Source organism: uncultured Boseongicola sp. (genome assembly GCF_937988555.1).
GTDB lineage: Bacteria > Pseudomonadota > Alphaproteobacteria > Rhodobacterales > Rhodobacteraceae > Boseongicola.
This window is the reverse complement of the sequence record NZ_CALJXO010000129.1, coordinates 1-12,529: the sequence shown is the minus strand read 5'-3', so window position 1 is coordinate 12,529 and position 12,529 is coordinate 1. Positions and strand designations below refer to the sequence as shown.

The following is a 12,529-nucleotide window of genomic DNA, read 5'->3' as shown; positions in this document are numbered from 1 at the left end:
CCCCCGTTACACAAGACAATGAGAAAAGGTAAAAGGCAAAAACAGTCGCGGTCATGAGGCGCCTCCGTCTTCCATCACCGAACTGGCCAATTCCATCGCTTTGGTCATCGCAGGCACGCCGCCAAACACACCGACTAGCGCGATGGTTTCCGCTACTTCCTGCTTTGTGGCACCGGCCTCGATGGCGTGACGCACGGTCAGCCTGATCTGCGCCTCGGCCTGAGCGCCAAGGATCGTCAGCGCCCCCAAAGTCAGCAAAAGCTTGGTCTTGGCGTCCAGCCCCTCGGGGTTGTACGTATTGCCCATCATACCTTCCATGATGTCCTTCGGCATAGTTGGCCAAAGCGTCTCGAAGCCCTTGGGCGTGAAGGATTCCAAAGCGGGATTAAGCGATTTCGCCCAGTCCTGGCTCATTTTCATCATGGCATCGAAAGGGTTTTTTGGATCACTCATAGGTACGGCGCATCAATTTCAAGGTTGCGGGCAATCTCGGCTTCCCAGCGTTCGCCGTTGTCCAAAAGCTTGGCTTTGTCGTAGAAAAGCTCTTCGCGTGTCTCGGTCGAAAACTCGAAGTTCGGGCCCTCGACGATCGCATCCACGGGGCAGGCCTCCTGACAGAAACCGCAGTAGATGCATTTGGTCATGTCGATGTCATAACGCGTCGTGCGGCGCGACCCGTCGTCGCGCGGTTCTGCATCAATCGTGATGGCTTGCGCGGGGCAGACCGCCTCGCAAAGTTTGCAGGCAATGCAGCGCTCTTCGCCGTTTGGATAACGGCGCAGCGCGTGTTCACCCCGAAAACGAGGGGACAAATACCCCTTTTCATGCGGGTAGTTGAGCGTCGCCTTGGGCGCAAAAAAGTATTTAAATCCAAGCCGGAAGCCATTCAGCATGTCCAGCAGCAGGAAGTATTTGCCCGCGCGGTTCCAGTCGATATGTGCCATCTCTTAACCCCCTATCGCCCAACGGGCATACGCCCCGCCGAAGAACCCAAACTTCGCCGCGAATGCGACCCACACGACCCATAAAAGCGAGAACGGCAGAAACACTTTCCAGCCCAAGCGCATCAACTGGTCATAGCGGTAACGCGGTACAATTGCCTTCACCATCGCAAAGAGGAAGAAGAAGAACGCCATCTTCAACACCATCCACAAAGGCCCGTCCGGCAAGAAAGGCACCGGCGACAGCCAGCCTCCGAAGAACAACAGCGAGGTCAACGCGCACATCAGGAAAATGGCGATATACTCGCCAGCCATGAACAACAGGAACGGCGTGGACGAGTATTCCACCTGATAGCCCGCAACCAGTTCGCTTTCTGCTTCGGGCAGATCGAACGGCGGACGGTTTGTTTCGGCCAAAGCGCTGATAAAGAACAGGAAGACCATCGGGAAATGCGGCAGCCAATACCAGCTGAAGATGCCCCAGTTGCCGTCCTGTGCGCGCACAATATCACCGAAGTTCATCGAACCGGTCGTCAGAATAACACCGATGATGATGAGCCCCAGCGACACTTCGTAAGAAATCATCTGCGCAGCCGACCGCAAAGACCCAAGGAACGGATACTTCGAGTTCGACGCCCAACCGCCCATAATCACGCCGTATACTTCCAACGACGAAACCGCGAAGACGTACAAAATGGCGACGTTCAGATCGGCCAGAACCCATGTGTCGCTGAACGGAATAACGGCCCATGCAATCATCGCCAGAACGAAAGAAGCCATCGGCGCCATGATGAACACCGTGCGATCAGCACCGGCCGGGATCACGATCTCTTTCACCACGTATTTCAACGCATCGGCAACGGTCTGAAGCATGCCCCAAGGACCCACAACGTTCGGTCCGCGCCGCATCTGGACAGCCGCCCAGATTTTTCGGTCGCCATAGACGAGAAACAAAAGACTGATCATCACAAAACCGATGACCAAAAGCACCTGCGCCATGACGGTCACAAGGATGCCGAGAGGTGTGCTCAGAAACTCAGCCATTCGTCCCCAACTTTTTCGTTCCCATGGGCGTTTTTTCGCCCCATCTTATAAACAACGTCGTGTTAACAGCATCTCAGGTCAAAGGGCCAGACCCGAGCCGCCTTATTCTGCCGCCAGTTTCCCGGCTTTTCGCTCGCGCGCACCGGCCTGCAATTCGCCCATCAATGGAGCGGCCCGCAGGATCGGGTTTGTGAGGTAATGATCGACGATCACGCCGGCAAAGTCACCTGTACCTCCATTTGCGCCCTCCACAGGCGTCCATGCGTTTTTCGGCACCTGGTCGATGTCTTTCAGATGGGGCACAGCCTCGACCAACTTCGCGCGTAACTGCGCCAGCGAGTCGTATGGCAACGTCGCCCCCAACTCTGCCGACAAAGCCCGCAAAATCGCCCAGTTTTCCTTCGCCTCACCCGGCGGGAACGAGGCCCGCAAAGCCAGCTGTGGCCGCCCTTCGGTATTGACGAACAAACCGTTTTCCTCGGTCCAGGCGGCACATGGCAGGATGATATCCGCACGATGCGCACCCCGGTCGCCATGGCTTCCCTGATAGATAACAGTCGCGCCCTCGGCGATATCAACCTCGTCCGCGCCAAGATTGTAAACAACCTCTGCACCGTCCAACGCCGCTGAAATTCCGCCATCCGTCACCGCGCCCACGTCCATCGCACCAACGCGCGCCGCAGCCGTGTGCAGGATCAACAGCTTGGAATTGGCCGCTTCCGCCACCTTCATGGCATTGGCCAAAGCGCCTTCGTGCGCCAAAGCTGCTTGCCCCACAATCATCACACCGCGCAGGCCCTGCTTGTCGGAAAGGTCTTGCGCCGCAAGCGCCGCCAATTCGCCCATGCCGGTACCGATGTGAGTGTAATCATACGTGAGATCGACCGCCTCGCCGACCAAAGCAACTTTCGCGCCCTTCGACCAGGCTTTGCGAATGCGTGCATTCAAAACCGGCGCTTCGCTGCGTGGGTTCGTGCCCACCAGCAATATCATTTCGGCAGTATCAATGTCTTCGATCAAAGCTGTGCCCGCGTAACCCGAGCGGTTTCCAGCCGGCAAAGCCGCGCCGTCCACACGACACTCTACCGAGCCGCCCTGCCCTTCGATCATCTCTTTCAAAGCAAACGCCGCCTCGACCGGAGCCAGATCGCCGATAAGACCCGCAACCTTTTTGCCCGATATCGCGGTTGCAACAGCGCTAAGCGCTTCGCCCCAGGTTGCGGCGCGCAATTTTCCGTTCTCACGAATATACGGCGTGTCCAAACGCTGACGGCGCAGACCGTCCCAGGAGTACCGCGATTTGTCCGATAGCCATTCTTCGTTCACGCCGTCGTGGTTGCGCGGCAAAATCCGCATCACTTCACGACCCTTGGTGTCGACCCGAATGTTCGACCCAAGCGCGTCCATAACGTCAATCGTCTCGGTCTTTGTCAGTTCCCAAGGGCGCGCCGTGAACGCGTAAGGCTTCGACGTCAAAGCACCAACCGGGCACAAATCAACGATATTGCCCTGCATCTCGCTTTCAAGCGTCTTGCCCAGATACGATGTAATCTCGGAATCTTCCCCGCGCCCGGTCTGCCCCAACTCGGGCATGCCCGCGACTTCGGTGATGAAGCGCACACAACGCGTGCAGGAAATGCAGCGCGTCATGGCCGTGCCAACAAGTGGCCCCAAATCCATTTTGTCGGTTGCCCGTTTTGGTTCGCGGTAGCGCGAGAAATCCACGCCGTAAGCCATCGCCTGATCCTGAAGATCGCATTCGCCACCCTGATCGCAGATCGGGCAATCCAGTGGGTGGTTGATCAGGAGAAACTCCATCACGCCTTCCCGCGCCTTCTTGACCATCGGCGATTTTGTTTTCACCACAGGTGGCGTTCCCTCAGGTCCGGGGCGCAAATCCTTGACTTGCATCGCACAAGACGCGGTGGGTTTCGGCGGGCCTCCAACAACTTCGACCAGACACATCCGGCAATTGCCCGCGATGGTCAAACGCTCGTGGTAACAGAATCTCGGAATTTCAATCCCAACCTGTTCGCAGGCTTGGATCAGTGTCAGCGCCGGATCAACCTCGACTTCCATATCGTCGATGATGATCTTTCTCAGGTCGGCCATTGGACTTCGGTTCCCTTAGGTTCCGCCGCCTCTCGTCCGGGCGGCGTGTCACTTCGCGCGAAGCAGTCGACCTGCTGCACTGTTCTTGGCTATTTCTTCACGGCCCACAGTGCAATAGCCTTGCGGCGTTTCAGGGCTTGCCCCTCTAGAGGCCAAATCCGCCTCAATCCGCACCCTAAGTATTTCTTTTTCCTCGCGATTATCCGTCAACTCTTCGATCTGAGCCTCGGAATAACCGGCTTTCAGCGCGTACTTTTCCAAGGCTTTTAAGTAATTATAGGCGCGAATATAGCGCGGCGAAATGTCATCGCAATTGCGCCGCACAAGATCTGCAAACCCTATTGCATAGAAGCCCGAAATCACGGTGCGGTCCTCATGAAGCGGCTGTAACGCCACCAAGGGCGTGGATATCGACACCGCGACAGCCAGAATTGCCAGTTTTTTACAAATACTATTCACATCTTACCTGCTCGTTTTGACGGCACAGGTCCCGCTCCCTGTCCGTCACATAAGATATAGGGGGGCAAAGCGCAAAAGATGAGACCTCGCTCAAGAAGTCGAAGCAAATAGGATATTTTGGGCGTTTTTCTGCCACCCTGACTTTGGGGAATGACCTCCAAGCATTTGTGTTAAAGAATTTTTCTGATCATTTCGGCTTTGGCGAAAGATGTGATCACTGTTACGGTTTGTGATCGAGTAGGCGTGAACGCCGCCGTTCGCGCAAGAGATGTACGCCGCGCCCGGCTTTGCGCAGAAATGCGCCAACCATCACCAGCCCCACAAACCCAAATCCCCCAAAATCAACCCATCCCATACTGGGATCCGCCAGGCATAAAGGGCCACCGCCACCCCCTAAGCGGTAACACCAACGATAAAAAGTGTTAAAACAGCGCCCAATGCACTCAGAAATCCGTCCCAGAAACGGATCATCGCAGCGCCCTCAGAATTTCCCGCCGTTGACGGCACGGTAAGCAATCGTGGCGGCCGTTACCATCAAAAGCGCAATCATCGCGTTTGAGGCGTAAGGGAACACGATGCTGTGCAAGTAAAAAGCCGAGTCGATTGCAAACATATCCCAAGCGACACGAAGTCCGTTTCCAAAAAACACCACTGCGGTCAAACCGAACGTTAACGTGGCCCAAACCTGCCTAACCGACGACTGCGTCACGATATAAAGGCAGGCAATCGCTACGGCGATCTGCAAAACCGCAAAAAATGTATACATGTACTTACTGTCCTGCTGCCTGCCCGGAGCACTTCTTTAACCGACCAACCTCGTGTAGGCAGCGCTTTGGCCATGCTCTCAGAGTTCGAGATATGTCATTTGTCATATAAGTCACGCATAAATATGACCTTAAAGGGGCGTATTTACGTAACGTTAAGGGAGTTTACTCGGCTGCAACACTCGACAGTTTTCCCGATCTCTTGGCCTTAATCCGGTCTTCGATCTCGTCGCGGAAGTGACGGATAAGCCCCTGGATAGGCCATGCCGCCGCGTCGCCAAGGGCGCAAATCGTATGCCCTTCGACCTGCTTGGTTACATCAAGTAACATGTCGATCTCTTCCGGCTCGGCCTCGCCACGCACCAGACGATCCATCACACGCATCATCCAACCCGTGCCTTCACGACACGGCGTACACTGACCGCAACTTTCGTGTTTGTAGAACTTCGACAGGCGCCAAATCGCTTTAATAATATCAGTATCCTGATCCATCACGATGACTGCTGCGGTTCCCAGACCTGACCGCTGCTCGCGCAGCCAGTCGAAATCCATGATCGCCTCGTCTTTCATCGTCTTGCCGGGAATGCACGGCACCGATGATCCGCCGGGGATCACCGCTTTCAGATTGCTCCAACCGCCGCGAATACCACCGCAATGGCGGTCAATCAGTTCTTCAAAGGAAATAGACATCGCTTCTTCAACGACGCACGGGTTGTTCACGTGCCCACTGATCGCAAACAGCTTCGTCCCGGAATTATTCGGACGTCCAAAGCCCGCAAACCATTCAGGACCACGCCGTAAAATCGTCGGCACCACCGCAATAGATTCGACATTATTAACCGTCGTCGGACAGCCATAAAGCCCCGCGCCCGCAGGGAACGGCGGCTTCATCCTTGGCATGCCCTTCTTGCCCTCAAGGCTTTCCAGAAGCGCTGTTTCTTCGCCGCAGATATATGCGCCCGCGCCGTGGTGCAGGTAGATATCAAAATCCCACCCCGACCCGGCAGCGTTCTTGCCCACAAGACCGGCGTCATAGGCCTCATCAATTGCGGCCTGAAGCGCCTCTTTTTCGCGGATGTATTCGCCACGAATGTAGATGTAACAGGCATGCGCCTGCATTGCGAAGGACGCAATCAGACAGCCCTCGACCAGCGTGTGCGGATCGTGTCGCATGATCTCGCGGTCTTTGCAGGTGCCGGGCTCGCTCTCGTCGGCGTTCACCACAAGGTAACTTGGACGGCCGTCGCTTTCCTTCGGCATGAAAGACCATTTCAGACCCGTCGGAAAACCCGCACCGCCGCGACCGCGAAGACCAGAGGCCTTCATCTGATCGACAATCCATTCGTGCCCCTTTTGGATGATGCCAGCGGTACCATCCCAATGTCCGCGCGATTGCGCGCCTTGCAGCGTGCGATCGTGCATCCCGTAAAGGTTTGTGAAGATGCGGTCCTTGTCGTCGAGCATGTCTACCTCTTTATTCGCGAAATGGGTTTAGACCCCGTCGCGGGTTATTCTGCGTCGCGCCGCTTACGCCAGATTTGCCAGGTCACCACAAGGGCCCAAGAAAATCCAGCCAGTGCAAAGAGGTCAAACAGGAAAACGTAGTGTGTGGGAAGCCCAAGTTGCCCGCCAATGAATTGCGCGAGCATCCAAACGATCATCGTCCCCGCAATTACAACCGAAACAACCCTCGCTTGCCGGGATAGGGATTTCTGACGGTTCAGATCGTTGCTCATCTCGCTCATATGATCCACACTTTTTCTTGGCACCGCTCTGCGGCACGGAAAAATCCCGACGCATCACGCGTCACTACAATAGTCCCCTTTGAAGCGGGGCGGTTGGCCGCCCTCGCCCGTCTTTATGAGCCACCCTTCGGGCCGTTAGTAAACGCCGCCGTCTTCGACGCGCTTTGAAAATTCGGTCTCACCGCCGCCGGAAAGCGTCTGGGATTGCGCGACCCAATTGTCCCGGCTGACACGGCCTTTGAAACCCTTAAGGTTTTCATCCATCCAAGCCACATCCGCCGCAGACCAGTTTGCAATCTGATCGAAGTGCCAATAGCCAAGTGAATTCAACTGCTTTTCAAGCTTCGGGCCAACGCCTTTGATCTTCTTGAGATCATCTCCGGTCCCGGCGCGTGGTCCATCCAGACCTGTAGGCTGGTCACCAGCGCCTGCGACGGCCACAGATTCAGGTTCCGGTGCTGGTTCTGACTGGGGAGCCGCCTCAACCACCGGAGCCGGCTCTGCAACAGGGGCCGCTGCCGTCACGGGCTTGGCCACCGGTGCGGCCGCAACCGGGCCATCCGACCCGCCAGCAAATCCCCGATAAAACACGATAGCTGCAACCGCGGCGATCAAAGCGGCAACAAATACCGCAGCCAAAACCGACAACGAACTAAGAACCAACAAAGCTACGAACGCTACAAGGAAAACAGCCCCCGCAATTGCGTATGCAATTGTAAGAGAGCCTTGAGTGTGTCGTGACATTAATGCGCCTCCAAATTCTTCTGACCTGAAATGGATATAACAGGATTCGCGTTTAGGCAAAATTTCTATAGTTCCGCCTAAGTCGCGAGCACCTTTGCCTGAACAATCCAGTCATCACGCGTCACCCGCCCCTTAAACCCAGCAAGGTTTTCGTCTACCCAAGCAATTTCTTCCGCCGTCCAGTTCGCAATCTGGTCGAAGTGGAAAAATCCAAGGGAGTGCAGTAGCTTCTCAAGCTTCGGACCAACGCCTTTGATAAGCTTCAAATCGTCCGCCTGCCCGCCGCGCGCCTCGCCAAGACCCGCCGGCTTGGCACCAGGCGCAGCCTTCGGAGTGGCTGCTGAAATCGGCGTCACCTTCGCGACCCGAGGCTTGGCGACTGCAACGCTGCCTTCAATCCAAGGCGTCAAAAGCGGCACTTCCGTGCCATCAATCCGCTTGATGGTATCGCCGATATCAATCGCAGCTTGCGCGCTTGCGTTATACTTGTTCTTGTCGCTTCTGAAGTCTTTCAACGTCGTCAGCCCTTCCTTGGGCTCTGCTGCAAATCGACCGCTCTGCGGACCCGGCACAGGCACGCCACCCGCCGCCATCTCGTCGATGATCTCGCCCAGACGTGCCGTCGTCAGATCTTCGTAATAATCCTTGCCGATCTGCGCCATTGGCGCGTTCGCACAGGCGCCCAGGCACTCGACCTCTTCCCACGAAAATTTGCCGTCGTCCGACAGATCATGCGCATTCTTGGCAATCTTTTCTTTGCACACACCAATCAAATCCTCGGCCCCGCAAATCATGCAGGACGTCGTGCCGCACACCTGAATATGCGCCACAGACCCAACGGGATGAAGCTGGAACATGAAGTAGAACGTCGCCACCTCAAGCACCCGGATATAGGCCATGCCCAACATCGCCGCGACGTATTCCATGGCAGGCCGCGTCAGCCAACGCTCTTGCTCCTGCGCACGCCACAAAAGCGGAATGATCGCAGACGCCTGCCGCCCTTCCGGGTATTTCTGAATCTGAGCCTCTGCCCATGCCAGATTGTCAGGCGTGAAAACGAAAGCATCGGGTTGGTCTTTATGAAGTCGGCGCAGCATTACGTAAGTTCTTTCGTCGGGTTGGTCGCTTTAAGGGTCTCAAAGCAATTCTCGCAAATCATCCTGATCTTGGCGAATGCTTCGGTTTTGTCGTTCCATTCCGCCCCGTGGCTTTGAAGATATTCTTCGCATTCATCGCACCACGCGTTCACATGCTCGTCTTCATCCCGCACCCAGTTCACAGGGCGCATCGAGCCATCTTGCCCAGACTGAAGAAGGTGATGGCAAACATACGACGCTCGCGTCTGTCCGTGCGTTGCGCATTCGACGAGTTGCTGAAAACTCACCTATCAATCTCCCCGAACACCACATCCAGTGTTCCGATGATCGCGGCCACATCCGCAAGCTGATGCCCCTTAGAAATATGGTCCATCGCCTGCAAATGCAGGAACCCCGGCGCGCGGATTTTCGCGCGGTACGGCTTGTTCGTGCCATCTGCCACAAGGTAGACGCCGAACTCGCCTTTCGGCGCTTCAACACAGGCATAAGTCTCGCCTTCGGGCACGTGGAAGCCTTCGGTGTAAAGCTTGAAGTGGTGGATCAACGCCTCCATCGAGGTCTTCATATCGCCCCGAGAAGGTGGCGTGATTTTGCCTCGTGACATCACTTCGCCCGGCTCATTGCGCAGCTTTTCACAGGCCTGTCGAATGATCTTCACCGACTCGCGCATCTCGGCCAAGCGACACAGATAACGGTCATAACAATCGCCATTGGTACCCACGGGGATCTGGAAATCAAACTCGTCATAACACTCATAAGGCTGCGAGCGCCGCAAATCCCACGCCATGCCGGAGCCACGCACCATGACGCCGGAAAAGCCCCACTCAAGCGCTTCTTCCTGGCTGATCACGCAGATATCAACGTTGCGCTGCTTAAAGATACGGTTCTCGGTCAGCAGACTATCAATATCGTTCAGCGCCGCCGGAAATTCCTGAGCCCATGTGTCGATGTCTTCGATCAGATCGGGCGGCAGGTCCTGATGCACACCACCGGGGCGGAAATACGCCGCATGAAGCCGCGCCCCACAGGCCCGTTCGTAAAACACCATGAGCTTTTCACGCTCTTCAAAGCCCCAAAGCGGTGGCGTCAAAGCGCCCACGTCCAAGGCTTGCGTCGTGACGTTCAACAGATGGCTCAAAATCCGGCCGATCTCGGAATAAAGCACGCGGATCAGGCTGGCGCGCCGTGGTACTTCCGTGCCAGTCAGCTTTTCGATCGCCAGACACCAGGCGTGCTCCTGGTTCATTGGCGCCACATAATCCAACCGGTCGAAATACGGCAGATTCTGCAGATACGTTCGGCTTTCCATCAGTTTTTCGGTGCCACGATGCAATAAGCCGATATGCGGATCACACCGCTCCACGATCTCGCCGTCAAGCTCCAGCACAAGCCGCAAAACTCCGTGCGCCGCAGGGTGCTGCGGGCCGAAGTTAATGTTGAAATTCCGGATTTTTTGTTCGCCGGTCAGCGCGTCGTCGAAATTACCGTCCATCATCGTATTCCTTTCGGGCACAGGCTTTGGGCATCTGCCCCAAAGCGCGCCGCCGCGTCGTGTAGCGGGGCGAGATATGCCGCCGCCGCCTGTCCTTGATCCAGGGTCATCGAAAGGTCGCGACCTGCATGCACAGCGGCCATTTGCGCGGTGATCCGCGAAATCCCAAGAAAATCGCAAATCCACTCGAACCCCGGGCCCGCGATCATGTTTTCAAATACCTCAACCAAAAGTCGGGCGCACGGCACCGCTGCGCGATCCGCCGTTCGCCGCTTTCGCGCAGCCCTCGCGGGCGCTCCGCGCACGGCAAGCCGGTCTTTCAACGCAACCTGTTGTGCCTGGTGATGTTTAGTCCGGCGGCCCAGCCTACCCGCCCCGATCGCATCAAAATAGTGAAGTTCTTTGATTGCGCAAAAGTGGCACTCGGGGTGGTCCGACAACTGGCGATGCAGCCAGCTTGTCCCTGCCTTCGCCGCGCCAACGCAAAAGAAAATCGCCGTCATGAGCGCGGCCCGTCCACGTCTTCTTTGAACGCAATAATCCACAAAAGCACCAATGCAATCGCCGGCATTGCGGCCAATGGAGCGAAATATTTCGAGATGCCATAACGCGGCAAAAGCTTCCAGAACGGAACAACCAACAAGGCCACCCAGATCATCGCAAACAGAATTGGCAAACCTCCGCCCATGGAGTTCATCCCTTCGCTTCGGCTTTGTCATCGCCCGGAAGGATGTACTCGGCTCCCTCCCAGGGTGACATGAAATCAAACTGACGGTATTCCTGAACCAGCTGCACCGGCTCATACACGACGCGCTTTTGCTCTTCGTCATACCGCAATTCAGTGTAGCCGGTCGTCGGAAAGTCTTTCCGCAAAGGATACCCTCGGAAACCGTAATCCGTCAGGATCCGCCGCAGATCGGGATGGCCTGAAAACAGCACGCCAAACATGTCGAAGACTTCACGCTCAAACCAGTTTGCGCCGGAATGAACCCCGGTCAAAGACAGCACAATATCGTCCTCGCGCACGCCGACTTTTAAACGGACACGGTGGTTCTGGTACATGCTGAGGAAGTGGTAAACGAGATCAAACCGCGGATCACGGTCCGGGTGATCGACAGCCGTAATATCGACGAGCGTTGAGAACCGGCAATTTCCATCGACCTTCAAAAACTCTACAAACCCTGGCAAAGAGGACTGCGTGACGTGGATCGTCAATTCGCCAAAAGCAATGCCCCATGAGATCACGCAATCAGGGCGCTTCAATTCGATATGGGTGGCAAGCTCGGTGAGGGCCTCGGACATGGGCACCCTTTCCTATCGTGTAATGGAGCCGGTACGGCGAATTTTGCGCTGAAGTTGAAGGATGCCGTAAAGCAGCGCCTCGGCCGTCGGCGGACAGCCAGGCACATAGACATCAACCGGCACAATCCGGTCGCAGCCACGCACGACGGAATAGCTGTAGTGGTAATACCCGCCACCGTTCGCGCAAGATCCCATCGAGATCACATAGCGTGGCTCGGGCATCTGGTCGTAAACTTTGCGAAGCGCGGGCGCCATTTTGTTTGTCAGGGTGCCGGCCACAATCATCAGATCCGATTGCCGCGGACTGGCGCGCGGAGCCGTGCCAAACCGTTCCATGTCATAGCGCGGCATCGCTGTGTGCATCATCTCGACCGCGCAGCAAGCCAGTCCAAACGTCATCCAATGCAGCGAACCGGTGCGCGCCCAATTCACGATGTCATCGGTCGAGGTCACAAGGAACCCCTTGTCCTGCAACTCTTTATTCAATGTCTGAGTAGCAACCTCGCGGTCAGCGCCAGCCGTGTTCAGCCCTGTGCTTACTCCCATTCCAGAGCTCCCTTTTTCCACTCGTATGCAAACCCAATGGTCAGCACGCTTAGAAATACCATCATCGACCAGAACGCCGCGTCGCTCAGCCCGCCAAAGGCCACGGCCCATGGGAACAGGAAGGCAATCTCCAGGTCGAAAATGATGAACAGGATCGCCACGAGGTAAAACCGGACATCGAACTTCATCCTTGCATCATCAAATGCGTTAAACCCGCATTCATAGGCCGACAGCTTTTCGGGGTCCGGATTGCTTGGCGCTGCAAGTACCGCCGCCAGAAGCA

At 56.2% G+C, this 12,529-nt stretch carries 18 protein-coding genes; all 18 read right to left on the bottom strand.

Annotated elements, in window-relative coordinates; genetic code table 11:
- Positions 1-51 precede the first annotated feature (51 nt).
- On the bottom strand, positions 52-453 hold the full coding sequence (locus Q1B15_RS07090; RefSeq protein ID WP_299752198.1) for a carboxymuconolactone decarboxylase family protein: 402 nt from the start codon (positions 451-453) through the stop codon (positions 52-54).
- Positions 450-944, bottom strand: a complete 495-nt coding sequence (gene nuoI, locus Q1B15_RS07085) for an NADH-quinone oxidoreductase subunit NuoI (protein ID WP_299752194.1) — start codon at positions 942-944, stop codon at positions 450-452. Before nuoI ends, Q1B15_RS07090 begins: the two co-directional genes overlap by 4 nt.
- A gap of 3 nt (positions 945-947) precedes the next feature.
- Positions 948-1,985, bottom strand: a complete 1,038-nt coding sequence (gene nuoH / locus Q1B15_RS07080; RefSeq protein ID WP_299752191.1) for an NADH-quinone oxidoreductase subunit NuoH — start codon at positions 1,983-1,985, stop codon at positions 948-950.
- Positions 1,986-2,087: 102 nt separating this feature from the next.
- The gene (gene nuoG, locus Q1B15_RS07075) at positions 2,088-4,097 is read right to left on the bottom strand and encodes an NADH-quinone oxidoreductase subunit NuoG (RefSeq protein WP_299752188.1); all 2,010 of its coding nucleotides are present in this window, start codon (positions 4,095-4,097) and stop codon (positions 2,088-2,090) included.
- Positions 4,098-4,145: 48 nt separating this feature from the next.
- A complete protein-coding gene (locus Q1B15_RS07070; protein WP_299752185.1) occupies positions 4,146-4,556 on the bottom strand; it encodes a DUF5333 domain-containing protein in 411 nt (136 codons plus the stop codon).
- A 220-nt stretch (positions 4,557-4,776) separates the two neighbouring features.
- Positions 4,777-4,911 carry a hypothetical protein gene (locus Q1B15_RS07065; RefSeq protein WP_299752182.1) on the bottom strand — a complete coding sequence of 45 codons (135 nt, stop codon included), beginning with the start codon at positions 4,909-4,911 and terminating at the stop codon, positions 4,777-4,779.
- Positions 4,912-5,037: 126 nt separating this feature from the next.
- Entirely contained in the window at positions 5,038-5,322 is a 285-nt protein-coding gene (locus tag Q1B15_RS07060; protein ID WP_299752179.1) for a hypothetical protein, read from the bottom strand.
- A 163-nt stretch (positions 5,323-5,485) separates the two neighbouring features.
- A complete protein-coding gene (gene nuoF, locus Q1B15_RS07055) occupies positions 5,486-6,784 on the bottom strand; it encodes an NADH-quinone oxidoreductase subunit NuoF (protein ID WP_299752176.1) in 1,299 nt (432 codons plus the stop codon).
- 44 nt (positions 6,785-6,828) lie between these two features.
- Positions 6,829-7,065, bottom strand: a complete 237-nt coding sequence (locus Q1B15_RS07050; protein ID WP_299752174.1) for a DUF5337 domain-containing protein — start codon at positions 7,063-7,065, stop codon at positions 6,829-6,831.
- A 135-nt stretch (positions 7,066-7,200) separates the two neighbouring features.
- Positions 7,201-7,809 (bottom strand): NADH:ubiquinone oxidoreductase, encoded by a 609-nt coding sequence (locus Q1B15_RS07045; protein WP_299752171.1) that lies wholly within the window; start codon positions 7,807-7,809, stop codon positions 7,201-7,203.
- Between the two features lie 77 nt (positions 7,810-7,886).
- Positions 7,887-8,906 carry an NADH-quinone oxidoreductase subunit NuoE gene (gene nuoE, locus Q1B15_RS07040; protein ID WP_299752169.1) on the bottom strand — a complete coding sequence of 340 codons (1,020 nt, stop codon included), beginning with the start codon at positions 8,904-8,906 and terminating at the stop codon, positions 7,887-7,889.
- The gene (locus Q1B15_RS07035; protein WP_299752166.1) at positions 8,906-9,193 is read right to left on the bottom strand and encodes a hypothetical protein; all 288 of its coding nucleotides are present in this window, start codon (positions 9,191-9,193) and stop codon (positions 8,906-8,908) included. The genes nuoE and Q1B15_RS07035 overlap by 1 nt, the downstream gene beginning before the upstream one ends.
- Positions 9,190-10,398, bottom strand: a complete 1,209-nt coding sequence (locus tag Q1B15_RS07030) for an NADH-quinone oxidoreductase subunit D (protein WP_299752163.1) — start codon at positions 10,396-10,398, stop codon at positions 9,190-9,192. The genes Q1B15_RS07035 and Q1B15_RS07030 overlap by 4 nt, the downstream gene beginning before the upstream one ends.
- A complete protein-coding gene (locus tag Q1B15_RS07025) occupies positions 10,398-10,901 on the bottom strand; it encodes a hypothetical protein (protein ID WP_299752160.1) in 504 nt (167 codons plus the stop codon). The genes Q1B15_RS07030 and Q1B15_RS07025 overlap by 1 nt, the downstream gene beginning before the upstream one ends.
- Positions 10,898-11,086, bottom strand: coding sequence for a hypothetical protein (locus Q1B15_RS07020; RefSeq protein ID WP_299752156.1), 189 nt, complete (start codon positions 11,084-11,086; stop codon positions 10,898-10,900). The genes Q1B15_RS07025 and Q1B15_RS07020 overlap by 4 nt, the downstream gene beginning before the upstream one ends.
- A 5-nt stretch (positions 11,087-11,091) precedes the next feature.
- Complete coding sequence (locus Q1B15_RS07015; protein ID WP_299752154.1) at positions 11,092-11,700, bottom strand: NADH-quinone oxidoreductase subunit C; 609 nt, start codon at positions 11,698-11,700, stop codon at positions 11,092-11,094.
- A gap of 12 nt (positions 11,701-11,712) precedes the next feature.
- A complete protein-coding gene (locus Q1B15_RS07010; RefSeq protein ID WP_299752151.1) occupies positions 11,713-12,246 on the bottom strand; it encodes an NADH-quinone oxidoreductase subunit B in 534 nt (177 codons plus the stop codon).
- Positions 12,237-12,529 (bottom strand): NADH-quinone oxidoreductase subunit A (locus Q1B15_RS07005; protein WP_299752148.1); only part of this gene is annotated, 293 nt, incomplete at its 5' end. The genes Q1B15_RS07005 and Q1B15_RS07010, both read right to left, overlap by 10 nt.